General features: G+C 69.2%; 20 protein-coding genes. 8 read left to right on the top strand and 12 right to left on the bottom strand.

All coding sequences use genetic code 11. The features are described 5' to 3' along the window. Nucleotides 1–95: 95 nt before the first annotated feature. The 5 genes from SJY11_RS11590 (at nt 96) to flaF (ending at nt 4,523) form a co-directional block, all read left to right on the top strand. Nucleotides 96–584 (top strand): hypothetical protein, encoded by a 489-nt coding sequence (locus SJY11_RS11590; protein ID WP_376986762.1) that lies wholly within the window; start codon nt 96–98, stop codon nt 582–584. 267 nt (nt 585–851) lie between these two features. Then, nucleotides 852–2,189: a flagellin N-terminal helical domain-containing protein gene (locus SJY11_RS11585; protein ID WP_376986760.1), complete on the top strand. Its 1,338-nt coding sequence runs from the start codon at nt 852–854 to the stop codon at nt 2,187–2,189. A 189-nt stretch (nt 2,190–2,378) separates the two neighbouring features. After that, the gene (locus SJY11_RS11580) at nt 2,379–3,725 is read left to right on the top strand and encodes a flagellin N-terminal helical domain-containing protein (RefSeq protein WP_376986759.1); all 1,347 of its coding nucleotides are present in this window, start codon (nt 2,379–2,381) and stop codon (nt 3,723–3,725) included. Nucleotides 3,726–3,775: 50 nt separating this feature from the next. Then, nucleotides 3,776–4,168, top strand: a complete 393-nt coding sequence (gene flbT / locus SJY11_RS11575) for a flagellar biosynthesis repressor FlbT (protein WP_066718744.1) — start codon at nt 3,776–3,778, stop codon at nt 4,166–4,168. Then, nucleotides 4,152–4,523, top strand: coding sequence for a flagellar biosynthesis regulator FlaF (gene flaF, locus SJY11_RS11570; protein ID WP_326906443.1), 372 nt, complete (start codon nt 4,152–4,154; stop codon nt 4,521–4,523). Before flbT ends, flaF begins: the two co-directional genes overlap by 17 nt. A 78-nt stretch (nt 4,524–4,601) precedes the next feature. On the opposite strand, the gene SJY11_RS11565 is transcribed toward flaF, so the two are convergent. The 7 genes from SJY11_RS11565 to SJY11_RS11535 form a co-directional block, all read right to left on the bottom strand. Then, nucleotides 4,602–6,119, bottom strand: coding sequence for a hypothetical protein (locus SJY11_RS11565; protein ID WP_376986758.1), 1,518 nt, complete (start codon nt 6,117–6,119; stop codon nt 4,602–4,604). A 7-nt stretch (nt 6,120–6,126) separates the two neighbouring features. Beyond that, a complete protein-coding gene (gene flgK / locus SJY11_RS11560) occupies nt 6,127–7,995 on the bottom strand; it encodes a flagellar hook-associated protein FlgK (protein ID WP_376986757.1) in 1,869 nt (622 codons plus the stop codon). Nucleotides 7,996–8,056: 61 nt separating this feature from the next. Then, entirely contained in the window at nt 8,057–9,454 is a 1,398-nt protein-coding gene (locus SJY11_RS11555) for a flagellar hook protein FlgE (protein ID WP_376986755.1), read from the bottom strand. Between the two features lie 199 nt (nt 9,455–9,653). Further along, nucleotides 9,654–10,667 carry a YcjF family protein gene (locus tag SJY11_RS11550; protein ID WP_376986754.1) on the bottom strand — a complete coding sequence of 338 codons (1,014 nt, stop codon included), beginning with the start codon at nt 10,665–10,667 and terminating at the stop codon, nt 9,654–9,656. Beyond that, the gene (locus SJY11_RS11545) at nt 10,664–12,112 is read right to left on the bottom strand and encodes a YcjX family GTP-binding protein (protein WP_376989311.1); all 1,449 of its coding nucleotides are present in this window, start codon (nt 12,110–12,112) and stop codon (nt 10,664–10,666) included. Before SJY11_RS11545 ends, SJY11_RS11550 begins: the two co-directional genes overlap by 4 nt. Nucleotides 12,113–12,122: 10 nt before the next feature. Next, nucleotides 12,123–12,650, bottom strand: a complete 528-nt coding sequence (locus tag SJY11_RS11540; protein WP_376989310.1) for a SixA phosphatase family protein — start codon at nt 12,648–12,650, stop codon at nt 12,123–12,125. A gap of 9 nt (nt 12,651–12,659) precedes the next feature. Continuing rightward, complete coding sequence (locus SJY11_RS11535) at nt 12,660–13,355, bottom strand: TetR/AcrR family transcriptional regulator (RefSeq protein WP_376986752.1); 696 nt, start codon at nt 13,353–13,355, stop codon at nt 12,660–12,662. A 100-nt stretch (nt 13,356–13,455) separates the two neighbouring features. Between SJY11_RS11535 and SJY11_RS11530 the strand changes: the two genes are divergently transcribed. Next, nucleotides 13,456–14,721, top strand: coding sequence for an ABA4-like family protein (locus tag SJY11_RS11530; protein ID WP_376986750.1), 1,266 nt, complete (start codon nt 13,456–13,458; stop codon nt 14,719–14,721). A 39-nt stretch (nt 14,722–14,760) separates the two neighbouring features. On the opposite strand, the gene SJY11_RS11525 is transcribed toward SJY11_RS11530, so the two are convergent. From SJY11_RS11525 to SJY11_RS11515, 3 genes are all read right to left on the bottom strand, one after another. Then, the gene (locus SJY11_RS11525) at nt 14,761–15,663 is read right to left on the bottom strand and encodes a cell wall hydrolase (RefSeq protein ID WP_376986748.1); all 903 of its coding nucleotides are present in this window, start codon (nt 15,661–15,663) and stop codon (nt 14,761–14,763) included. Nucleotides 15,664–15,813: 150 nt separating this feature from the next. Continuing rightward, nucleotides 15,814–16,050: a helix-turn-helix domain-containing protein gene (locus SJY11_RS11520; RefSeq protein WP_376986747.1), complete on the bottom strand. Its 237-nt coding sequence runs from the start codon at nt 16,048–16,050 to the stop codon at nt 15,814–15,816. Between the two features lie 9 nt (nt 16,051–16,059). Then, nucleotides 16,060–16,626, bottom strand: a complete 567-nt coding sequence (locus SJY11_RS11515; protein ID WP_376986746.1) for a DUF2975 domain-containing protein — start codon at nt 16,624–16,626, stop codon at nt 16,060–16,062. Nucleotides 16,627–16,711: 85 nt separating this feature from the next. Between SJY11_RS11515 and SJY11_RS11510 the strand changes: the two genes are divergently transcribed. Further along, entirely contained in the window at nt 16,712–17,344 is a 633-nt protein-coding gene (locus SJY11_RS11510) for a hypothetical protein (protein WP_376986745.1), read from the top strand. Here the strand turns inward: SJY11_RS11510 and SJY11_RS11505 are convergent. Further along, the gene (locus SJY11_RS11505) at nt 17,319–18,164 is read right to left on the bottom strand and encodes an AAA family ATPase (protein ID WP_376986743.1); all 846 of its coding nucleotides are present in this window, start codon (nt 18,162–18,164) and stop codon (nt 17,319–17,321) included. The genes SJY11_RS11510 and SJY11_RS11505 overlap by 26 nt on opposite strands. Nucleotides 18,165–18,379: 215 nt before the next feature. Here SJY11_RS11505 and SJY11_RS11500 point away from each other — a divergent pair, with 215 nt between their 5' ends. After that, a complete protein-coding gene (locus SJY11_RS11500; RefSeq protein WP_376986742.1) occupies nt 18,380–20,170 on the top strand; it encodes a cation:proton antiporter domain-containing protein in 1,791 nt (596 codons plus the stop codon). Here the strand turns inward: SJY11_RS11500 and SJY11_RS11495 are convergent. Beyond that, nucleotides 20,109–21,188: a glycosyltransferase family 4 protein gene (locus SJY11_RS11495; protein ID WP_376989309.1), complete on the bottom strand. Its 1,080-nt coding sequence runs from the start codon at nt 21,186–21,188 to the stop codon at nt 20,109–20,111. The two genes, SJY11_RS11500 and SJY11_RS11495, sit on opposite strands and share 62 nt — an antisense overlap. Nucleotides 21,189–21,190 lie beyond the last annotated feature (2 nt).

The following is a 21,190-nucleotide window of genomic DNA, read 5'->3' as shown; positions in this document are numbered from 1 at the left end:
GCCAGCGTGGGCAGGTTCGGACAGCTCTATGCGGTCCGGGCGAACGGTCGATGGCGGTCTGCGCCGCCACACCGCGACTCCAGAAGGAGTGGGCCATGGATTTCGGCAATGCGCCCCGCACGGCGCCCATCGGAGGCCTTCCCGTCGTCCCTCGCAACGAGGTGGTCGCGACGCAAGGCAGCGTCTCGGTCGATCTGCCGCCCGAGCGGACGGTCCAGTCCGCCCAGGCGGGCGAGGCCGTCAAGCTCGATCTGCGCGCCCAGGAGCAGAGCGCCCAGGACCGTGCCAGCCTGGCCCGCGACCAACAGACCCGCGCCGCCTTCGAGCGGCGCAGTGCCGACGGACAGCAGCGGGAACGCCAGGCCGAGCGGGATCTGGACACCGCCGTCGAGCGGCGCATCGTGATCGAGCCGCGCACCCGCGCCATCGTGATGCAGCAGCGCGACCGCGAGACCGGCGAAACGATCTCGCAGCTGCCCGACGAAACCATGCTGAAGCTGCGCATCTATTCCCGCGAGCTCGCCGACCGCGCCCGCGATACGGAGGAACAACCGGCGACCCCACAGGTCGAGCGCATCGCCTGACGGGGCCGGCTTCGGCCGCCCTCCCCGCCATCCTGACCAGACAGCAAAACGCCCGCCTCGCGCGGGCGTCTTGCTGTCTGGAGCCTGCCGGCGGCCGGCGCACGACCGGTAACGCCTCGTTCACCATGTTTTCGGGCCCGCCGCCGATACGCGGCATTGGACCGCCGAAATTTACCTCCTGTTACGGGGTGCCGCCCGATGGTCCACCCGTCGCGGCCAGAATGATCGCGACTGCCAGAAGGCACCAAACCAGAAGGGTTTATCACCATGGCCACTGCCATTTCGAACGGCGTTCGTTCCTCGCTCGCCTCGCTCCAGACCATCACCAGCCAGGCCGCCGCCGTTCAGAACCGTCTCGCCACCGGCAAGAAGGTCAACACGGCCGTCGACAATCCGGTCAACTTCTTCACCGCCCAGTCGCTGAACAACCGTTCGGACCAGCTCAAGGGTCTGCTCGACGGCATCTCCAACGGCATCCAGACGGTGCAGGCGGCGTCCAAGGGCATCGACGGCATCACCAAGCTGGTCGGTTCGCTTCAGTCCACCGTCAAGCAGGCGCAGGCCGACGCGGCTCAGAACCGCCCGACCGTCGTCGGCACGGGCACGACCCTGGCCACCGCCGGCGAAGCCGCGCTGACCAGCAAGAGCCTGAAGGATATCGCTCTCGACAAGCGCGTCGGCAGCGCCGGCGACACCACCGTCGCCACCGCCACCGCCAGCTCCGCGGGTGACCTCGGCGTCGACACCACCGCGACCCCGGCCCTGAACATCCAGATCGTCACCAACCCGGCCGCGGCGACCTCCACGACCAACATCTCGGTCGCCCTGACCGCCAACACGACCGTCCGTGACGTCGTGAACGCGATCAACACCTCGGGTGTCGCCACCGCCTTCGTCGACGAGAAGGGCCTGCTCAACGTCAAGGGCAACGGCTCGGAGCAGCTCGGCGTCGGTATCGGCGTCGGCGCTGACGCCGCTACGGCCACCACGGCCTCGGCGACCGGCACGTCGAACACCGCCTTCGGCCTCGCCGCCACCGACCGCACGACCGGTGTCGCCTCCTCCGGCATCACCTCGTCCACGCGTTCGAACCTGATCGAGCAGTACAACACGCTGCGCACGCAGATCGACTCGCTGGCCAAGGATGCGGGCTTCAACGGCGTCAACCTGCTGCAGGGCGACAAGGTCTCGATCGCCTTCAACGAAAAGGGCGGCGCCAACCAGACCAAGCTCGACATCCAGGGCACCAGCCTGACCGCCGACAACATCGGCATCCAGCAGGCCGGCAACGCCCAGGTCGCCGGGACGATCAACTTCCAGAACGACTCCGATCTGGAAAAGGCCACCACGGCCCTGACGAGCGCCCTCACCTCGCTGAAGTCGCTCTCCTCGACCTTCGGTGCCAACCTGTCGGTCGCCCAGACCCGCCAGGACTTCACCAAGGACCTGGCCGACGTCCTCTCAACCGGTGCCGCCAACCTGGTGAACGCCGACGCCAACGAGGAAGCCGCGAACCTGCTCTCGCTGCAGACCCGCCAGCAGCTGTCCCAGACCGCTCTGTCGCTGTCCTCGCAGTCCGACCAGGCCGTCCTGCGTCTGTTCTGATCCTTCGTCCGCAGAATGCGGGCAGCCCACAGGATGTGGGCCGAAGACAAGAAGGCGGCGGAGCCCAGGCTCCGCCGCCTTTTTCCGTTCGTGAACGTCGTCGGCGCCGCATTAACGGTTTGTTATCCTTAACGGGGAATTATCGGCCATCACCGCACGAGCGCAGAATCGCGCTTCAGGGGACCGAAGATGGCGAACACGATTCTTTCCAGTGGCGTGCGCAACAACCTGCTCACGCTCCAGAAGACGACGAGCGAACAGGCCGTCCTGCAGAACCGCCTCGCGACGGGCCGCAAGGTCAATTCGGCCATCGACAACCCGGTCAACTTCTTCACGGCCCAGTCGCTCAACGACCGCGGCAGCCAGCTGAGCGGCCTGCTCGACGGCATCTCGAACGGCATCCAGACGATTCAGGCAGCCTCCAAGGGCATCGACGGGATCACCAAGCTGGTCCAGTCGCTGCAGTCGACGGTCAAGCAGGCCCAGGCCGACGCGGCCCAGAACCGCCCGACGGTCATCGGCACCGGCACGGCGCTCGCCGGCCCGGCCGAAACCCAGGCGACCAACAAGAGCCTGAAGGACATCGCGCTCGACAAGCGCATCGGCAGCGCCGGCGACACCACGGTGACGGCGGCCACCGCCGGCGCGGCGGGCGACCTCGGCATCGACGTCACCGCGACGCCGGCCCTGAACATCCAGATCACCACCGGCCCGGTCGGCGCGCCGACCTCGACCACCAATATCGGCGTCACCCTGACCGCCAACACCACGGTCCGCGACGTCGTCAACGCGATCAACGCGTCGGGCGTCGCCACCGCCTTCGTCGACGAGAAGGGCCTGCTCAACGTCAAGGGCATCGGTTCCGAGACGCTCGGCGTCGGCATCGGCGCGGGCGCCGACGCGGCTGCGGCGACCACCGCCTCCTCCACCGGTGCCCAGAGCGCCGCCTTCGGCCTGAACGCCACCGACCGCACGACCGGCATCGCCTCCTCCGGCGTCACCTCGGCGGTGCGCTCGAACCTGATTCAGCAGTTCAACGATCTGCGCACGCAGATCGATCAGCTCGCCAAGGATTCGAGCTTCAACGGCATCAATCTCCTGGCCGGCGACCGTCTCTCGATTGCCTTCAACGAGAAGGCCGGCACGAACCAGACCAAGCTCGACATTCAGGGCACCAACCTGACCGCCGAGAATCTCGGCATCCCGCAGGCGATCAACACGCAGCTCGCCGGCTTCTTCAACTTCCAGAACGACCTCGACCTCGAAAAGGCCACCGGCTCGCTCTCGAATGCGCTGACCTCGCTGCGCTCGCTGGCCTCGACCTTCGGCTCGAACCTCTCGGTCGCGCAGACCCGGCAGGACTTCACCAAGGAGATGGTCAACACCCTGACCACCGGCGCTGACAACCTCGTGCTCGCCGACTCCAACGAGGAAGGCGCCAAGCTGCTCGCCCTCAACACCCGCCAGCAGCTCTCGCAGACCGCGCTCTCGCTCGCCTCGCAGGCCGACCAGAGCGTGCTGCGGCTCTTCAGCTAACCGTCCGGGGGCGAAAGCCCCCTCCTCTCCAGCCAGAAGGCAGGATCGTCATGGCCCTCAAGGTCGAACTCAAGCCCCGCGAGCGCATCATCATCGGCCAGGTGGTGATCCGCAACGACGAGCAGCGGACCCGCTTCTTCATCGAGGGCGACGCGCCGATCCTGCGCGAGAAGGACATTCTCACCCCCGCCACCGCCGACAGCCCGGCGAAGAAGATCTATCTCGCCATCCAGCTCATGTATCTGGCGCAGGACCCGATGTACCAGCACCAGGTCTATTTCGAGCTGGTGCGCGACTTCGTCCAGGCCGCGCCGAGCTCTCTGCCGCATATTCACGAGATCAATAACCGCATCTTAAGCAGCGACCTCTACAAAGCTCTCAAGGCAGCCAAGAAGCTGATCGCTTACGAAGCGGAACTCATTGAGAATGCAACACGGGTTTAGCGCTTACGCCTCCGCCTCGCGGGCCAACCAGGCCGTCGTTTCCCCTCGCGAACTCGAAGCCTCGCTCCTGATCAAGGCCGCCGTCCGCCTCCAGGCGATCCATGACGACTGGACGCTCGCCGACCGCGATCTCGATGACGCGCTCAACTACAATCGCAAGCTCTGGACGCTGCTGGTCTCGGCCGTCATCGCCGAGGACAACCCCCTGCCCGTCGGCATCAAGACCAACATCCTGAGCCTCGCGAACTTCATCTTCAACCAGACCTTCAAGGTCGCGGCGAACCCGACCCGCGAGGGCCTGCCCGTCCTGGTCAGCATCAACCGCGACATCGCCGCCGGGCTGCGCGGCCGCTGAGGCGCCGCTCCCGCAAGCCCCGAAACGCCGAAGGGCGCCACCGCGCAAAGGTGGCGCCCTTTCTCGTGTGGCGGCCGGTCAGAGATAGTTGGTCAGGGTCAGCTTGGAGAGGATCGCGGTCGTCTCGTAGCTCGCCTGGAGCTGCGTCTGCAGCGACAGGATCTGCACCGCCACCTCCTCCCGGGAGACCGTCTCGACGCTCGACAGCGTCGTGCCGAGATAGTTCTTGGTGCTTTCGTGGCGCTCTTTCGCCCGCGCCAGGGCGGTCTGGGCCGAGCCGAACTCGGTGATGATTTCCGCCGGCTTCTGGGCGCCGTTGCCGAAGGCCAGGCGGTCGCTGACGCGCGCCGTCATCGCCTCGTAGCGCGCCTGCGAGTTGGCGTCGGTGGCCGGGAAGCTCTCCACCGCCATGATCGCGAACTGCGCCAGCCCAATGCGGAAGGCCTCCTCATTGGCGCGCGCGCCGGTACCGACGATCTGGCCCTTGTCGACCTGCACCGAGGCGGTGCTGCGGGCCGGGTCGGTGCCGTCGTCGCCCTTGTACCAGATCACCGTATTGGTCGCGGTGCCGGCGGCAGGCGCGACCGTCGCCGTGTCGTAGGGCGGACCCGGCACCCGCAGCGGCGGGTTGGTCGCGGTGCCCGCGAAGAAATTGCGCGCCGCCACCTGCGAAGAGGCGGCCGAAAGCGTCGTCGCGGCCTCCTTGCCCAGCGCGGCGGTGATCGAGGCGCGCAGATTGGCGGCCGTCGCATTGACGTCGGCGCCGATCTCGAAGCCGTCGCTGGCCGGGCCGGTCGTGCCGGTGGCCCGCGCGGTCAGCACGATCTCCTCCGTCGTGCCGTCGGGCAGGGTGAGCTGGACGCGCAGCGTGTCGCCCGCTGTCGGCTGACTCGCGACGGTGACGGTGAGGTCGGCCGGCGGCCCCGCGGTGAAGGCCGGCGTCAGCGCGGCCGAGGAGCTGGTGGCCCCGGCCAGTTTGAAGCCGTAGCCATGGACCGGCGCCTCGTCGGCGATCGTCGCCGTCGCGGCGGCCCCGCCGGTGGTCAGGCGTCCGAGCCCGGCGACGCCGAGATCGGCCTGGCGGCGCTCGTCGATCAGCTGGCGCAGGCCCGCGCGGCCGGCGCCATCGCCCTCGATGATCTCGGTGTAGCCCAGCGTCGGCTCGACATCGGAGGTCTTGCCGGAGAACAGGTAGCGGCCATTGACCTGGGTGTTGAGCAGGTCGAGCGTCTGCTTGAACTTCTCCTCGGCCAGCACCTGCGGGGCCGAGCGGCCCGTCGAGCTCGGAATATAGGTGTTGGAGCGCGTGTCGTTGAGCGTCTCGTTGGTCAGCTTGGCGTAGTTCTCGACCGCCTTCGAGGAGAGCTGGAGGTTGACGTCGCTGCGCGTGATCCCTTCCAGCCAGGAATCGAGGGTGGTGATCTTGGCGTTGAGGTCGAGGCTGGTGCGCCGGTCCATGCCGAGATCGCCATAGCTCTCGGCGCGCTGCTGCGTTGCGAGCTGGCGCTCGAGATCGGTGAGTTCGGTGCGGGTCGAGACCAGGCGGTTCGGCGTCGCCGCGCGATAGGCCCCGGAGCCGTAGCTGGTGATGGTCATGGCGCGCTCACACTCTCATCAGCACGTCCATCATCTCCTTGACCGTGGAGATGATGCGGGCATTGGCGGCATAGGCGTTCTGCAGCTCGATCAGCGTCGCCATTTCCTGGTCGACGCTGACCTGCGCGGTCTCCTGGAAGCGGCTCTGCACGGCGGCGAGCGCGATCTGCTGCCCCTCGTCGAGGCGTTTGGAGGTTTCGACCGCCTGGCCCTGGGTCGAGACGACGCGCTGGACGAGGCCGGAGACGGTGACGCTCGTCGTCGCGGTCGAGCCGTCGATGCCGAGCCGGTTGGTGACGGCCCGCTGGCTGCTCGTGAGCCGGTCGAGCAGCAGCTTGGGCCGCGTCGTGTCGCCCTGGGCGGTCGTCGGCTCATAGGCGACGAGCCTGGAGCGGTCGGCCACCAGCGCCTGGTTGAGCTGGATGCGCCCGGCGAAGCCCAGCGTCTGCGAGCCGCTGTCATAGGAGCCGGTGAAGACGCCGCCACTGGCGCCGCTATCGACGAAGAAGGGCAGTTCCGCGCTGCCGCCGACGGAGGACAGCGTCGTGGCGGTCGGTCGGGCGGTCAGCGCCTTGACGTCGCGCGTTCCGGCTGCCCCGTCATCGACGATGCGCAGCACCGAGCCGGTGTTGGAGACGGTGAAGCCGCCGCCGAGCGCCGCCTGCATCTGCGCGGCGACGGACGCCGGACCGCCCGAATAGTCGATGCCGATCACGCGGTTGTTGGCATCGCCGCCGGCGGAAGCCGGCAGCGGCAGCGACGCCGCCGAGTCGACGCGCACGAAGGTGAAGCGCTGCGTCGCGCCACCCGGCGTCACCGCATAGTCGAGCGTCACCTTGTTGCCGGCCTGCAGCCCGGTGAGATCGACCTCGAAGCCGGTGGCGGCGCCGGCGGTGACGGCGGTGCCGGCGATCTCGCGGTCCGACAGCGCGCTGGCGAGCTGCGCGGCGATCTCGTCGAGCTGGGTCTGAGCCTGCACCAGCGTCGTGTCGCGCATCTCGATCAGCGCGGCGATCTCGCCGGAGCGGAAGGTCTTGTTGGCGATCGCGTCGAGCGAGCCGCCCGTCGTGTTCGACATGGTGATCGTGCCGACGCCGCGCAGCGCCGGATCGCTGCTCCACTGGTCGTCGGGCGTGAGCCCCGAACGGGCGTCGAAGCTGAACACGACGGAGGGGCGCCCGTCGAAGATCTGCGTGCCGCCGCTGGTGACGATGCTCGTCGACCCGCGGGCGTCCTCGCTCGTCTTGATGTCCATGTACTGCGACAGATCCGAGAGGATCAGGTCGCGCTGGTCCTTGAGATTGGCGAGCGCGGGGTCGTTCGGCGACCCGACGATCCGCGCGTTGACCGTCGTCAGCGCGCCGAGCAGGTCATTGATCTTGTTGACGCCGGCGGCGATGCCGCTCTCGGCCTGCGAGCGCAGGCTCTGCACGCCGTTGGACAGGGTGTTCAGCCGGCTGGCGAGCTGCGTCGCCGAATCCAGCACCGAGGTCCGCAGGCTGTAGGACGACGGGTCGTTCTGCAGGGCCTGCAGCGCCGAGGTGAAGCCGTTGTAGATCGTGTCGAGCGCCGTCGAACTGCCGGGCGCGCCATAGAGCTTGTCGACGCTGGCGAGCATGTCGGCGCGCGTCGAGGTGTAGGCGGCCCCCGCCGATTCCTGCCAGAGCTGGTGCTGGACGATCTTGTCGAGCAGCCGCTGGACCTGCGTGCTCTGGGTGCCGACGGTCTGGCCGCTCAGGCTGTCCGAGGTCGAGACGACGCGGCGCACATAGCCGGCCGTGCCCGCATTGGCGACGTTCTGCGAGACGACGCCGATGCCGACCTGGGTGGCGTTCAGCCCCGAGATCGCCGTGTTGAGGGAGGTGCTCAGACCCATCGTCGGCTCCTGTCGTGCCGCGCGGCCCTCCTGGACCGCGCCTCATCCGTCCCGAAAGCCGTCAGCGGATGATGCTGAAGACGTCGCGCAGCATCTCCTGCGCGGTGGTGATCACCTTGGTGTTGGCCGAATAGGCCTGCTGGGTGACGATCATCTTCGAGAATTCGTCGGCGATGTCGGTGTTCGACTGCTCGATATTGCCGCCGATGAGCTGCGAGGTACCCAGCCCGATGATCGGCGGGCCGGATTCGATCGTCTCCTCGAAGGCGCCGCCGTCGAGCCGCTTCAGCGCGTTGTCGGCGTTGAAGCGGGCGACCGAGAGCTGCGCCAGCGCCACGACCTGGCCGTTGCTGAAGGTGCCGATCACCTGCCCGTCGGCCGAGACCGAGGTGCGGTCGAGCGTGCCGGCGGTATAGCCGTCCTGCCGGATCGAGCGGGCGTCGATCTGGCCGCTGACGTCGCCATTCTGGGTCAGGCCGTTGCCGCCGGTGGTGACCTGGACGCCGGTGATCGTCGTCCCCGCGATCGTCATCGTCGGCAGGGTGATGTTGCCGGTCGCCGGCGCGGTGAGCTGGCCGGTCGGGCCGAAGGTGACGCTGATATTGGCGTTGCGATAGGCCGTCGCGCCACCCGTCGCGCCGGTGTTCTCGGCGACGAACAGATTCCAGGTGTCGACCGTCGGCGTGGTGGAGGCATTGATGGTCTTGGCCCAGCGCAGCTCGACGCTCGTCGCCTTGCCGAGCGAGTCGTAGACGGTGACGGAGCCGCCCGGGATCGACTGGTTGAGGAAGCTCGTGATCTCGCTGCCGATGACGATGCCGGTGCCGCCTTCGGTCGTCGACAGCGGGTTGCTGGTGAAGCCCGCAGGGTTCAGGAGCTCCGAGCCCGCCACCGTGGGGTTGGAATTGGCGTTGTTCGTGCCGGGTTTCGCGGGAATGTTCGCGCGATACTCGATCGAGGTCGTCGCCTTGGCCGGGAACTGCTCCTTGGTGATGCGCAGCACCTCCGGCTGGGTGCCGATGAGCTGACCGGTGACCGTGTCGATCTTCAGGCCCTTGAGATAGTAGCCGGCTCCGTTGACGAGATAGCCATTGGCGTCGAAATCGAAATCGCCACGGCGCGTATAGAGGTTGCTGTTGGAGAACTGGGTGTTGCTGCCGAGCCCGCTCAGGCGCTGGTCGACGACGAAGAAGCCGTCGCCGTTGATCGCGGCGTTGGTGTCGATGCGGGTCGCCGTCAGGTCGCCCTGGATCGAGTTCGTCGCCTGGCTGTAGGCCGTCACCGAGCCGGAGAGTTGGCGGTTCAGCGCCGAATCCGGCACCAGATCGGAGAAGGTCGTATCGACCCGCTTGAAGCCGGCGGTGCGGGAATTCGCAATGTTGCCGGAGATGTTCTCGAGCGCATAGGACTGCGCCTGCATCCCCGAAACCGCGGTCGTCAACGCACTGAAAACACCCATGGAACCCTCACCTCGACCGGCGCCCTCATCGGGCGGCCCTCAACTGTCGGGGCGATCACTGCACGCCATGTGCCACGGCGCGGGGCCTGATTTCTCAGGGACTTGGATGGTTTCGGGAGTGTTTCCGAGCGTTTTCAGCCGGGTCAAATCGGCCCTCGCCCGGCAGATTCTGCCGAGGCGAGCCGGCCGCGGTTGCCGCTCACGGCCTGCCCGGTTCCGCGGTGCCGCCCCAGGATCCGAGATCGCCGGCGACGTCGCCCAGCGTCGGCGGCGCGGCTTCCACGAAGGGCAGCGGCCGGCACACCGCCAGCGCGGCGAGACCGATGCGCGCCGTCAGCAAGCCGTTCAGGACGCCCTCGCCGAGCTTGGCCGAAAGCCGCGCCGCCAGCCCCTGCCCCACCACCTGCTGGATCACGGCGTCGCCCGCCGCGATGCCGCCGGTGACGACGAGATGGCCGAGCACCTGCCGGGCGAGCCGCAGCAGCCCGAGCGTGCCGGGCCGTCCGGCATAGATGCCGGCGATCGTCCGCAGCAGCCGCGCGCAGGCGACGAGCACGAAGACGATGTCGATCAGCGCGCGCGGGCTCACCGCCGTGACGAGCGAGACGCGCCGCGCCGCCTGGGCGATCTGCGCCTGTGCCAGCGCGTCGAGCGGCACCATCAGGCTGCGCTCGGCGACCGTCAGCACGTCGCGGGCGGCAAAGAGCTGCGGCAGGCTGTCGGCGAGCTGTGCGCGACCCTTGGCCGTCTCCGCCCGTGACCCGTAGAGCGCCGTGAGCTCGGCCGCAACGGCCCGGGCTTCGTCGACGTTGGCCTCCGTCAGCGCCGCGGTCGCCCGCAGCCGCAGCGCCTCGACCTTGCGCTCGCGCAGGATGTCGCGGATCACGCGCCCGAGCATGACGGCGAGCGCCAGCGCGGCCAGGCCGGCGCAGGCCAGCGCCGCATAGCCCAGCACCGGGCTCTGGCTCATCAGCCAGGCGATGGTCTGCTCGGCCCAGACCCCGAAGGCGAGCGCGAGAAAACCCGACAGCCCGGCGACGAAGAGCCCGCCCCAGGACCAGCGCCGCTTCACGGGCGCGACGGCAGCCGGCTCGACGACGTCGATCGGCTCGCTCTCGGGCAGGATGGCGACGTCGCCCCGGCTCACGACCGGGTCGAGGCCCCCTTCCGGTCTGGCAGGATCGAGACGGATCGCGCGGGGCGCCTTGCTCATGCCAGCCTGTCTCCGATCAGGAACTCCAGGGCGCGGTCGAGCCGGATCTGCGGCGGCGGCTTGGTGCGTCCGCCCGCATCGGGCGCGACCAGAGGCGGCCGGAAGCGCGGCGCCCGGATCTGCCAGCTCGCGGCGGGATCGAACACGGCCTCGGGCCGCTCCGGCAATTCGCCCGGAAAAATCGCCGCCTCGCTCAGGCCGTCGAAGACCTCGCCATCGACGCTCTCGCCCGCCTCCGGCACGCCGGCGATGGCCGGCAACTCCTCGCGCCCCTGCTTGATGCGGACCTCGCGCGTCGCCCGCACGGCGGCCAGCGCCATCGACTCGACCCGCGCGCCCGCGCCCTGGGCGCGCGAGGCCGCCCGCGCGACGAGATGGGACATCACCGCCGCCAGCCGGTCATGACTGCCGTGATGGACATGATCGGCCTTGGTCGCGGCAAAGAGCACGCGCTCGATGCGCGGCGCAAACAGGCTCGACAGCCAGGAATTGCGCCCGACCTGGAAGGCGGCGAGCGCCTGGCCGAGCGCGGTTTCGAGATCGGCCAGGGCCGGCGCCCCGGCATCGAGCGCGGCGAGCACGTCGACCAGCACGATCTGCCGGTCGAGCCTCGCGAAATGGTCGCGGAAGAACGGCGCCACGACGACGCGCTTATAGGCCTCGAACCGCTCCGCCATCAGTCCGGCCAGCGTGCCGGGTTGAGGCTCCGTGTCGGCGCCGAGATCGAGCGGCGCGAAGGTCAGGGCCGGCGAGCCCTCGAGGTCGCCCGGCATCAGGAAGCGCCCCGGCGGCGTCACCGCCACGGCCTCGGGATCGGCCCGCAGCCGCGCCAGATAGGCCTTGAACAGGTCGCTCGCGGCCTCCGCCGCCATCTCGTCGGGCGCACCCGACGGATCACGCCCCGGCAAATCGGCGAGCCAGGCCGCCGCCGCCTCGCGGCGATGCGCCTTGCGGGCGTCGCCCACGGCCTGGCGCGACCAGCTCTTGTAGTCCTGCCCGATCAGGGCGAGGTCGAGCAGCCATTCGCCGGGATAGTCGACGATGTCGAGCGTGAGCGTCGCCGGCCCCTTGAACCAGCCGGCGGCGCGCTCATAGTCGATCTCGACGCGCAGCTCCGAAATCCGCCGCGTCGAGTCCGGCCAGCGCCGCTCCGGCCCCGTAAGCGAGGCCCGGTGGGCCTCATAGGGGAAGCGCGGCACCTCCGGATCGGGCTGCGGCACCAGCCGCACGCGGGCGATGCGCCCCTCGCTCGCCGCCTTCAGCACCGGCAGAGCGGCGCCCTCGATCAGGTTCTGGATCAGCGCGGTGGTGAAGACGGTCTTGCCCGAGCGCGACAGCCCGGTGACGCCGAGCCGCAACCGCGGCTTCGCCATGCCGAGAAGGGAATCGCCGAAGGCCAGCGCCGCGTTGCGCGCCTCGTCGAGATAGGAGCGCTCGCTCACGATGCGGACCGGCTCACTCGTCCGGACCTTCGCCCAGCGAGGCCGGCGTCACGAAACGGTCGAGCCGTCCGCCGCGTGCCGCGACGTCGCGCCAGTCATCGACCGCGAAGTCGAGCACGGCGAGCCCGCAGGTCGGGTATTTCTGGCTCATGCGCGAAGCCGCATAGCGGTCGCCATGCCCGGTCAGCAGCGCCGCCAGTTCCTCGAAGCCGGGATTGTGGCCGATCATCAGCAGCGTCCGCACCACCGGCTCGGTTTCCTGCACCACCTCGAGCAGGCGCTGCGTCTCGGCCTCGTAGATGCGCGGCTCGTGCTGCACCGCCGGCTTCTCCGGCAGCATCGGCGCGACGAGCTGCCAGGTCTCCTGCGTCCGGCGCGCCGGCGAAACCAGCACGAGGTCCGGCAGCAGCAGCTCCTCGGCGAGATAGCGCCCCATCACGGGTGCGGCCTCGCGCCCCCGCGTGGCGAGCGGCCGCTCGCGATCGGCCACGCCTTCGGGCCAGTTGGACTTCGCATGGCGGAGGAGCATCAGGCGGCGCATGTCCGCCATCTAACCATCGTGGCCGCGATTTGCGAGAGCCGCGTCGGGCGCCAGCGCCGCGCCGAGCAGGCGCATCAGGCGCTGCGAGAACAGGTCGAGCATCGCCTCGCCCCCGTCCTCGCACACGAGAAAATCGAACTGGCCGTCGATCAGCAGCGTCGTGAAACCATGGGTCACCGACCAGGCCAGCAGGATTTCGGCGAAATCCGCCGCCTTGGCGGTCTCCGACGGCAGCGGGCCCGGCGGCGGCGCGGCCAGCCCGGCGCGATGGGCGCGCGTCTCCGCGACCAGGATGCCGAAGGCCCGCGCCCCGGCGCGCTGCATCTCGGGATCCTCCTTGTCGAGCTCCCGGCGCCCGAACACGACGCGGAAACGGCCCGGCCGGGCGAGCGCGGTCTCCAGATAGGCCCGGCAGATCGCCGCGAGCCGGCTGCCGCCCGCGGCGCTCGCCCGCGCCGCGGCTGCGTCCATCGCATCGGAGAGATCGTCGAAGCCGAGCGTCGCGACCGCCGTCAGGAGCCCGGCGAGATTGCCGAAATGATGCGCCGGCGCCGCCGCCGAGACACCCGCCCGCCGCGCGCATTCGCGCAGCGTGAAGCCGCCGACGCCCCGCTCGGCGAGCACGGCCTCGGCCGCGTCGATCATCGCCTGGCGCAGATCGCCATGGTGATAGCCGTCGCGCCCCGCCCCCCGCTTTTCCGCCATGCCGTCGGCCTCCTGCGGCCGCAGCCGCTTATCTTGACAGCATCAAGATACCGCCTTACGCCAGAGGAGCAACTTGACACTGTATAGATAGGAGATGGTGATGGGCCCGCTCGACCTCGATGCCGCCTTCTCCGCAGCCGGCGCGCTGGCGATGATGGGCTGGGCGAGCCTGATCCTGCTGCCGCGCTGGCGCGGCCTTTCCGTCCGGCTGGCCGGCCTCGTCATCCCCGCCATCCTGTCGCTCGGCTATGCCGTCCTCATCCTCATGCATTGGCAGGGGGCCAGCGGCGGCTTCGGCTCGCTCGATCAGGTCGCTGCGCTTTTCGGCTCCCGCCCCCTGCTGCTGGCCGGCTGGGTCCACTACCTCGCCTTCGACCTCCTCGTCGGGACCTGGGTGCTGCGGCGCTCGCAGGAGCAGGCCATCGCGCATGGCCTGATCGTGCCGGTCCTGCTGCTGACCTTCCTGTTCGGCCCGCTCGGCTGGCTCGCCTATCTCTGGCTGGAGGCGAGCATCCGCAGCGGCCGCGAGGACCGGATCGCACGGCTGCAGGCGCGCCTGCCGGCCTGGCTGCGGGCGCTGGAGATCGAGCCGCGCCTGGCCGCCGCCGCCTTCGCCATGCTCCTCCTGGCGCTGCCGCTGGCGCTGGCCTGGGCGCTCAACCCGCGCCTGTTCGAGGGCGTCAGCACCTGGATCAAGCCGCTCAAATTCGCGCTCTCGGCGGCGCTGTTCCTGCTGACGCTGGCACTGTTTTCGCCCCTCGCCGGCGAGCGCTTTCGCGCCAGCCTGGCCGGGCGCTACCTGATCTGGCCGGTGATCGTGCCGCTGATCGGCGAGGTGCTCTACATCGCCTGGCGGGCCTCGCGGGTCGAGGCCTCGCATTACAACACCGACAGCGCGCTCGGCGCCGCGCTCTACAGCCTGATGGCGGTGGGCGCGGTCATGTTCACGGCGGCGCCCGCCGTGCTGGCCTATGGGCTCGCCCGCCGCGACGCGGTGGCGATGCCCGAGGTGCTGCGCTGGTCGCTGGTCGGCGGGTTGGTGCTGACGGCGGTGCTCGGCATCGTCAGCGGCTTTGCCATGGGCGGCAGCCCCAGCGGGCATTATGTCGGGGCCGTGCCGCCGGACCATGCCACGCTTCCGTTCCTGGGCTGGTCGCTCGAGGTCGGCGATCTGCGCCTGCCGCATTTCCTCGGCCTGCACGCGCTGCAGTTCGTCCCGCTCTTCGGGCTGCTGGTCTGGCGACTGACGCCGGCGGCGCGACCCGGCCTGCTCGCCGTCGCAGCCTTCACGACCGTCTATGCGGCGGTGACGCTCACAGCGCTGGCCGCCGCGCTCGGCGGGCGGCCCCTTCTGGGCTGGGCCTGAAGCCTGCGCCCGAGCCTGCGACGGCTGCAGGCGCGAGGATCAGTCCTGCTTGAGGCTGCCGCGCAGGCCGCGGCTCTCCGGCATGAGCGAGGCGAAGCGCAGATCGAGCGCCTCTGGGCTGGCCGACGCCGTCTTCCGGGTCAGGCCGAGATCCATCGGCCGGCCGGGCGGCAGCGGCGCGGTCACGAGCACATTCGCCGCCAGGACAACCGGCTCGACGGCGGCCGGCGCCGGCACGAAGGCCAGCGGCGCGGCGGCAAACGAAGTCGGCACGGACGAAGCGCTCGTGGTGAGCGGCGTGGACACGGAGGCGAGCTGGTAGGTCGGCTCCTCGCTGCGGCGACGCTCGGGCCGCTCGCCCTTCACATAGAAGGCGTTGCCGCCGGCCACCGTGACGTAATGCATGTTGGCATAGGAGAAGCGCAGGCCGGCCATGTGGAAATGCTTGGCGTTCCCTACCGCCTCGTTGCGCTGGCCGGCGAGGATCGCCTCGGCGGCGGCCTCGACCCGCGGCAGGTCGCGGGCAGCCATGGAGCGGCTCAGCACGCCCGGCGCGAATTGCCGCGGGGCACCGACGACGCTGCAGATGGTGTCCGGATAGCGCGGCGACTCGACCCGGTTGAGAACGACGGTGCCGACGCCGAGCAGACCGCTGTCGCTCGAGCGGTTCGATTCGAAATACATCGCGCGGACGAGGCAGTCCCTCTCGCGCGGATCGGCCTTGGCCAGTTCGATCGCCTGCTTGCGCTTCTCGTGAGGCTTGGTGGCGGTCGTAGTCGGCTTCGTCGCGGCGGTTTCGACCGGCGAAACGCTGCAGGCGCCGAGCGCCGGGGCGGCCAGGACCATCAGCAGCGGGATCGCCTTGTGGCGGTAGCAGCGGAGAGAGCCCGCGGAGCGGACGGCTTCGGCAGCGATCATCTCGGCAGCAGTTTTGGCGCGCATCGAGCAGCGGCCTCCTGATTTCGGGCAACGGGCCACCGCAGCCGGCAGCCCCTCGTCACCGGCAAGGAACGCCCAACGTCTTAACAGAAAGTGAAGGACGGGAGGAAGAGGCAAGGGCGCGAGGCAGCGGACGGCGGTTCCATCGCGCCATCAACCGGCGTCGTCGACCTCGTCGGGTTCTTCGCCCGGCTCATAGCGAAGCAGGTCTCCCGGCTGGCATTGCAGCACGGAGCAGATGCGCGAGAGCGTGTCGAAACGCATGCCGCGCACCTTCCCAGACTTGAGCTGCGACACCTGCTGCTCGGTCAGCCCGATGCGCTGGGCGAGTTCCTTCGACCGCATCTTGCGGCGCGCGAGCATGATATCGAGTTCGACGATGACGGGCATCGGGCCGACTTACACGAAACTCTGATTCTCGTCCGACAGGCGGATCGCCTCCCGCAGCACATGGCCGAAGGCGATCAGCGCCGCGCCCGCGGCCATGGCGGCGAAGACACAGGGATCGAGCGTGATCGCCAGATGCTTCTGCCCCGGCGGGTTGTCGATGGTCATGGCGATGCTCTGCAGGGCCCGCACCACGGGGGTGGCGGCGCCGCAGGCCACCAGGAGCCAGCCTACGCGCAGCAGCGAAGCCGCATTCTCGTCGACGAGGACCCTGCCCTCGCCGAAGGCGCGAAACAGCGTCCCCAGCCGCAGCATCGCCAGAACGAAGAGCAGCGCGGGAATCCAGGCGAGACCGAACGCGGCCCAGTAGCCCCTCGGCGAAGGCGCGATCAGGGCGTCCCGTAGCCCGATCGTGCTGCGGGCATGCTGGAAGAGCGCATCGGCATCGGTCCAGAGCCAGATCAGGCCGAAGACCATCAGCGCCCCGGCGGCATAGCTGAAACCACGGGCCCAGAGACTGACCTTGCGCAGGCGCATGGCGGCATCGGGGGGAAACGTCGCAGCGGATTGAAACGGCATCGCCATAATGATTTCCTCGATTGACAAAATTAAAGTAAGAGGCGAATTATTTCTCGTCAATCACAAATCTGAAGAGCCCCCTTCGATGCGTCTCGCTCCTCTCGCCGGCCTCCTGCTCGCCAGCCTCGTAGCCGGCTGCGGCCATGTTCCACTGGCATCCCTGCCGAAGCTCTCGAAGATCGACATTCGCACGACGGAGTTGTCGCAGTTGCGCGCCGGGATCAGCCTGCCGGCCGACGTCCGCCCCCTGCCCGGCGGCGTCACCATGACCATCATCGCCATGTCCAAGGATGGTGGGCGCCATGAGCGCAAGGCCGTGCTGGAGGAGGTGCGCGACGCGGCGGAACTCGCATCCCTGCCGGTTCTCGTGAAGCCGGGACGACGCTTCACGCTGTTCAAGCTCAGCGCAGCCGATGTCGGCCGGCTGGGCGCGTTCCGTGAGGAGATGTTCGCCGGGCCGCACAATAACGGCAACCGCGGCAGCCTCTCGCTCGGCGCGGACAAGGCCTGCCGAACCGGAGACCTCTCCACCAGACCGATCACCATGACCGGCTATCTCAGAACGTCAGAAACGCAGGACTATGTCCTGCTGATGCGCGATTTCGACCTGACTGCGGCGGCCCGCGCGATCGATCCCAAGATCGACCTCGCGACCGCGATCCCGCCCTGCGAAGCTCTGCCGACCGGCGCCGTCACCGTCCCTCGCGCCGGGTCATGAAGGCCAGTTTCTCGAACAGGGAGACATCCTGCTCGTTCTTCAGCAGCGCGCCGTGCAGCGGCGGGATCAGCTTGCGGTGATCGCGCTCGCGCAGCATTTCCGGCGTCATCTCGTCGGCCACGAGGAGCTTCAGCCAGTCGAGCAGCTCCGAGGTCGAGGGCTTCTTCTTCAGGCCGGGCACCTCGCGCACCTCGAAGAACAGCTTCAGCGCCTCCTCCATCAGCCGCTTCTTGATGCCGGGGAAATGCACCTCGACGATGGCCTGCATCGTCTGCGCGTCGGGAAAGCGGATATAATGGAAGAAGCAGCGGCGCAGAAAGGCGTCGGGCAGCTCCTTCTCGTTGTTGGAGGTGATGATGATCACCGGCCGCTGCTCTGCCCGCACCGTTTCGCCGGTCTCGTAGACATGGAACTCCATGCGGTCGAGTTCGAGCAGGAGGTCGTTGGGGAACTCGATATCGGCCTTGTCGATCTCGTCGATCAGCAGCACCGGCCGCACCGGGGCGACGAAGGCCTCCCAGAGCTTGCCGCGCCGGATGTAGTGGGAGATGTCCGAGACGCGGGGGTCGCCGAGCTGGCTGTCGCGCAGGCGGCTGACCGCGTCGTACTCGTAGAGGCCCTGCTGCGCCTTGGTCGTCGACTTGACGTGCCAGGTGATCAGCGGCGCGCCGAGCGCAGCCGCGATCTCCTCGGCCAGCACGGTCTTGCCCGTGCCGGGCTCGCCCTTCACCAGAAGCGGCCGCTCCAGCCGGATCGCGGCATTGACGGCGACCGTCAGGTCCTCCGTGGCAACATAGTTCTCGGTGCCGGTGAAACGCATGGGCAGGCCTTCTTCAGCGGGGGCGCCGGACGCTAGCCCGGAAGCGCCCGGCAGGAAACCGCCTCGCATCGGCCCCGGGCAAGCCGGCCCTGCTAAGGTTCCAGCCGCAAAAGCAAATTGCGCCTCCATGCTGCGCCGCAGCGGTTGTGTCGGCGGAGCCGAAACCGCACAGTCCGCTCGTCCTCATTCCTCCCGCGAATCGCAAGGCGTTCCCCTTGGCCGCGACCGTCGACCCTTCCGTCTACAAGGACGCTGCCGTGGTGCTCGCGACGGCGGGCGTCATCGTGCCCTTCGCCAAGAGCTTCAAGATCAACTCGGTCGTCGCCTTCATGGCCTGCGGCGCGCTGCTCGGACCCTTCGGCCTCGGCGGCCTGGTCTCCTCGATCCCGCTGCTCAGCACGATCACCGTCTCGAGCCCGGAGGCGCTCGCCGGACCGGCCGAACTCGGCGTCGCCTTCCTCCTGTTCGTGATCGGGCTCGAGCTCTCCTTCGAACGCCTCAAGACCATGCGGCGCCTCGTCTTCGGGCTCGGCCTCGGACAGATCGCCCTCTCGGCGGCGGCGATCGGGGGCGTCGCCTTCGCGCTGGGACAGCCGACTACGGCGGCACTGATCATCGGCTTCGGCCTCGCCTTGTCCTCGACCGCTATGGTCGTGGAACTGCTCTCGTCCAAGAAGCGGATGACCTCCTCGGCCGGCCGCGCCAGCTTCGCCGTGCTGATCTGCCAGGACATCGCGGTCGTGCCCCTGCTCTTCCTGGTCAGCGTGCTCGGCGCGCAGGAGGGCGGCGGCTCGCTGCTGGCCGGCCTCGCCCAGGCGCTGATCCAGGCCTTCGCCGCCATCGCCGCGATCGTGCTCGTCGGTGGCCGCGCGTTGCGGCCGCTCTTCCGCCTGGTTGCCTCGACCGATTCCTCCGAAAGCTTCATGGCGGCGACGCTGCTGATCGCGCTCGGCACCGGGATGATCGCCGCCGCCGCCGGGCTCTCGATGGGGCTGGGTGCCTTCATCGCCGGCCTGCTGCTGGCGGAGACCGAGTACCGCCGCGCCATCGAGGTCACGATCGAGCCGTTCAAATCGCTGCTGATCGGCGTCTTTTTCCTCACCGTCGGCATGGGCGTGAACCCGGCCGAACTCGCCGCCCAACCCTTTGCCATCCTCGGCATCGCGGTGGGCCTCTTCGCTGCGAAGTCGCTGCTCGTCTTCGGCCTCGCCCGCTTCCTGAAGCTGTCGAAAGCGACCGCGCTCGAAACCGCGATCATGCTCGGGCCGGGTGGCGAATTCGCCTTCGTCCTGCTCAACGGCGCGGTCGCGGCGAAGCTGCTGGATCAGGCGCCCGCGAGTCTCGTTCTCGCCGGGGTCTCCCTGACCATGATCGCCCTGCCGCTGCTCGCCCGCCTGGCCCGCAGCCTGGCGCGGACGCTTGCCGTTCCGGTGGCCCTGCCGGACGAGGCCCAGATCCTGCCGCCCGATGACCATTCGGCCCGCGCCATCGTCGTCGGCGGCGGGCGCGTCGGCCAGCTCGTCGGCAGCATGCTGGAGGAGCACGGCAAGCCCTATATCGTCATCGATGCGGACCCGGGCCTGATCGCCGCGCAGCGCCGTGCCGGGCGGCCGGCCTTCTATGGCGACGCGACCCGGGCGGATTTCCTGCGCCTGTGCGGCATCGACGAGGCGACGGCGCTGATCGTCACGATCGACAATCCCCGCGCCGTCGACGCCACCGTCCTGGCGGCGCGCGAGCTGCGGCCGGACCTCGTCATCGTCGCGCGGGCCCGCGACGCCGATCATGCCCGCCATCTCTACAAGATCGGCGTCAACGACGCGGTGCCGGAGACGATCGAGGCCAGCCTCCAGCTCTCGGAAGCCGCCCTCGTCGGGATCGGCGTGCCCGTGGGGTTCGTGATCGCCTCGATCCACGAGCGGCGCGACGGCTTCCGCGCCCAGCTCAAGCCGTCAGACGGCGCGGCTCCCGGCCTTCCAAGGCACAAGCGTTCGCGAAGGCTTTGAGGTCGGGGGCGCCCTGAGGCCGCGCGACCCGGCGGATATGGCCGTAGAACTGCGCCGCACTCGCCTGCCAGCCATGGCGCGCCGCGAGATCGAGGCAGGTCTCGCGCGGGATGCGCAGCGCCTGCAGCGCCGCCGCCCGCAGATCCTCGTTGAGTACCGCCGCGCCGCTGCCGGCGAAAACGTCCATCGGCCCCTGCACGGGAAAGGCCGCGACCGGCAGGCCGCTGGCGACAGCCTCCAGCAGCACGATGCCGAACGTGTCGGTGAGGCTCGGGAACACGAACACGTCCGACGAGGCGTAGATCGCGGCCAGATCCTCGCCCTCGCGCGTGCCCAGGAAGGTCGCATCCGGATAGGCCCGCTGCAGATCCGCCCGTGCCGGCCCGTCGCCGACCACAACCTTGCTGCCCGGCAGCCGCAGCGACAGGAAGGCGTCGAGATTCTTCTCGACCGCGACCCGGCCGACGCTGAGGAAGATCGGACGCGGCAGATCGAGCACGCTCTGCGGCCGGGGATGGAACAGCGAAAGATCGACGCCGCGCCCCCAACGCACGATGTTCTCAAACCCATGCTGGCGCAGTTCGGCCTCGACCGTCGCTGTGGAGACCATCACCGCCGCGGCCGGGCCATGAAACCGCCGCAGGAAGCCGTAGCTCCAGCTTTCGGGGATCGGCCAGCGCGCCGCGACATATTGCGGGAAGCGCGTGTGATAGCTCGTGGTGAACTGCCGCTTCTGGGCCAGGCACACCGCCCGGGTCAGCCAGCCGATCGGCCCCTCGGTGGCGATGTGGATATGGTCGGGGCCGAAATCGGCGATGCGCTCGGCGATCGCCCGCTGCGTCGCCAGCGCGATGCGGATGTCGGGATAGCTCGGCAGGCCGATCTGGCGGAAGCCCTCCGGGGTCAGCATCCGCGCCGTCACGCCGAAATCGGGCGCCGCCTCCGCCATCCGCTCCAGCGAGCGGACCACGCCATTGATCTGCGGGCGCCAGGCGTCCGTCGCGATCATGACGCGCATCA

Source organism: Allobosea sp. R86505 (assembly GCF_042466375.1).
GTDB lineage: Bacteria > Pseudomonadota > Alphaproteobacteria > Rhizobiales > Beijerinckiaceae > Allobosea.
Note: the sequence above shows the minus strand (reverse complement) of the source record. Positions and strands in the feature narration are given on the sequence as shown.

What these genes read in the sequence shown, in the direction of transcription:
- SJY11_RS11530 (WP_376986750.1), top strand. Translation starts at nt 13,456, where the DNA reads ATGGGCCCGCTCGACCTCGATGCCGCCTTCTCCGCAGCCGGCGCGCTG.
- SJY11_RS11565 (WP_376986758.1), bottom strand. Translation starts at nt 6,119, where the DNA reads ATGACCATCACCAGCTACGGCTCCGGGGCCTATCGCGCGGCGACGCCG.
- flaF (WP_326906443.1), top strand. Translation starts at nt 4,152, where the DNA reads ATGCAACACGGGTTTAGCGCTTACGCCTCCGCCTCGCGGGCCAACCAG.
- SJY11_RS11585 (WP_376986760.1), top strand. Translation starts at nt 852, where the DNA reads ATGGCCACTGCCATTTCGAACGGCGTTCGTTCCTCGCTCGCCTCGCTC.
- flgK (WP_376986757.1), bottom strand. Translation starts at nt 7,995, where the DNA reads ATGGGTCTGAGCACCTCCCTCAACACGGCGATCTCGGGGCTGAACGCC.
- SJY11_RS11525 (WP_376986748.1), bottom strand. Translation starts at nt 15,663, where the DNA reads ATGCGCGCCAAAACTGCTGCCGAGATGATCGCTGCCGAAGCCGTCCGC.
- SJY11_RS11505 (WP_376986743.1), bottom strand. Translation starts at nt 18,164, where the DNA reads ATGCGTTTCACCGGCACCGAGAACTATGTTGCCACGGAGGACCTGACG.
- SJY11_RS11495 (WP_376989309.1), bottom strand. Translation starts at nt 21,188, where the DNA reads ATGCGCGTCATGATCGCGACGGACGCCTGGCGCCCGCAGATCAATGGC.
- SJY11_RS11580 (WP_376986759.1), top strand. Translation starts at nt 2,379, where the DNA reads ATGGCGAACACGATTCTTTCCAGTGGCGTGCGCAACAACCTGCTCACG.
- SJY11_RS11555 (WP_376986755.1), bottom strand. Translation starts at nt 9,454, where the DNA reads ATGGGTGTTTTCAGTGCGTTGACGACCGCGGTTTCGGGGATGCAGGCG.
- SJY11_RS11510 (WP_376986745.1), top strand. Translation starts at nt 16,712, where the DNA reads ATGCGTCTCGCTCCTCTCGCCGGCCTCCTGCTCGCCAGCCTCGTAGCC.
- SJY11_RS11550 (WP_376986754.1), bottom strand. Translation starts at nt 10,667, where the DNA reads ATGAGCAAGGCGCCCCGCGCGATCCGTCTCGATCCTGCCAGACCGGAA.
- SJY11_RS11540 (WP_376989310.1), bottom strand. Translation starts at nt 12,650, where the DNA reads ATGCGCCGCCTGATGCTCCTCCGCCATGCGAAGTCCAACTGGCCCGAA.
- SJY11_RS11515 (WP_376986746.1), bottom strand. Translation starts at nt 16,626, where the DNA reads ATGCCGTTTCAATCCGCTGCGACGTTTCCCCCCGATGCCGCCATGCGC.
- SJY11_RS11590 (WP_376986762.1), top strand. Translation starts at nt 96, where the DNA reads ATGGATTTCGGCAATGCGCCCCGCACGGCGCCCATCGGAGGCCTTCCC.
- flbT (WP_066718744.1), top strand. Translation starts at nt 3,776, where the DNA reads ATGGCCCTCAAGGTCGAACTCAAGCCCCGCGAGCGCATCATCATCGGC.
- SJY11_RS11520 (WP_376986747.1), bottom strand. Translation starts at nt 16,050, where the DNA reads ATGCCCGTCATCGTCGAACTCGATATCATGCTCGCGCGCCGCAAGATG.
- SJY11_RS11535 (WP_376986752.1), bottom strand. Translation starts at nt 13,355, where the DNA reads ATGGCGGAAAAGCGGGGGGCGGGGCGCGACGGCTATCACCATGGCGAT.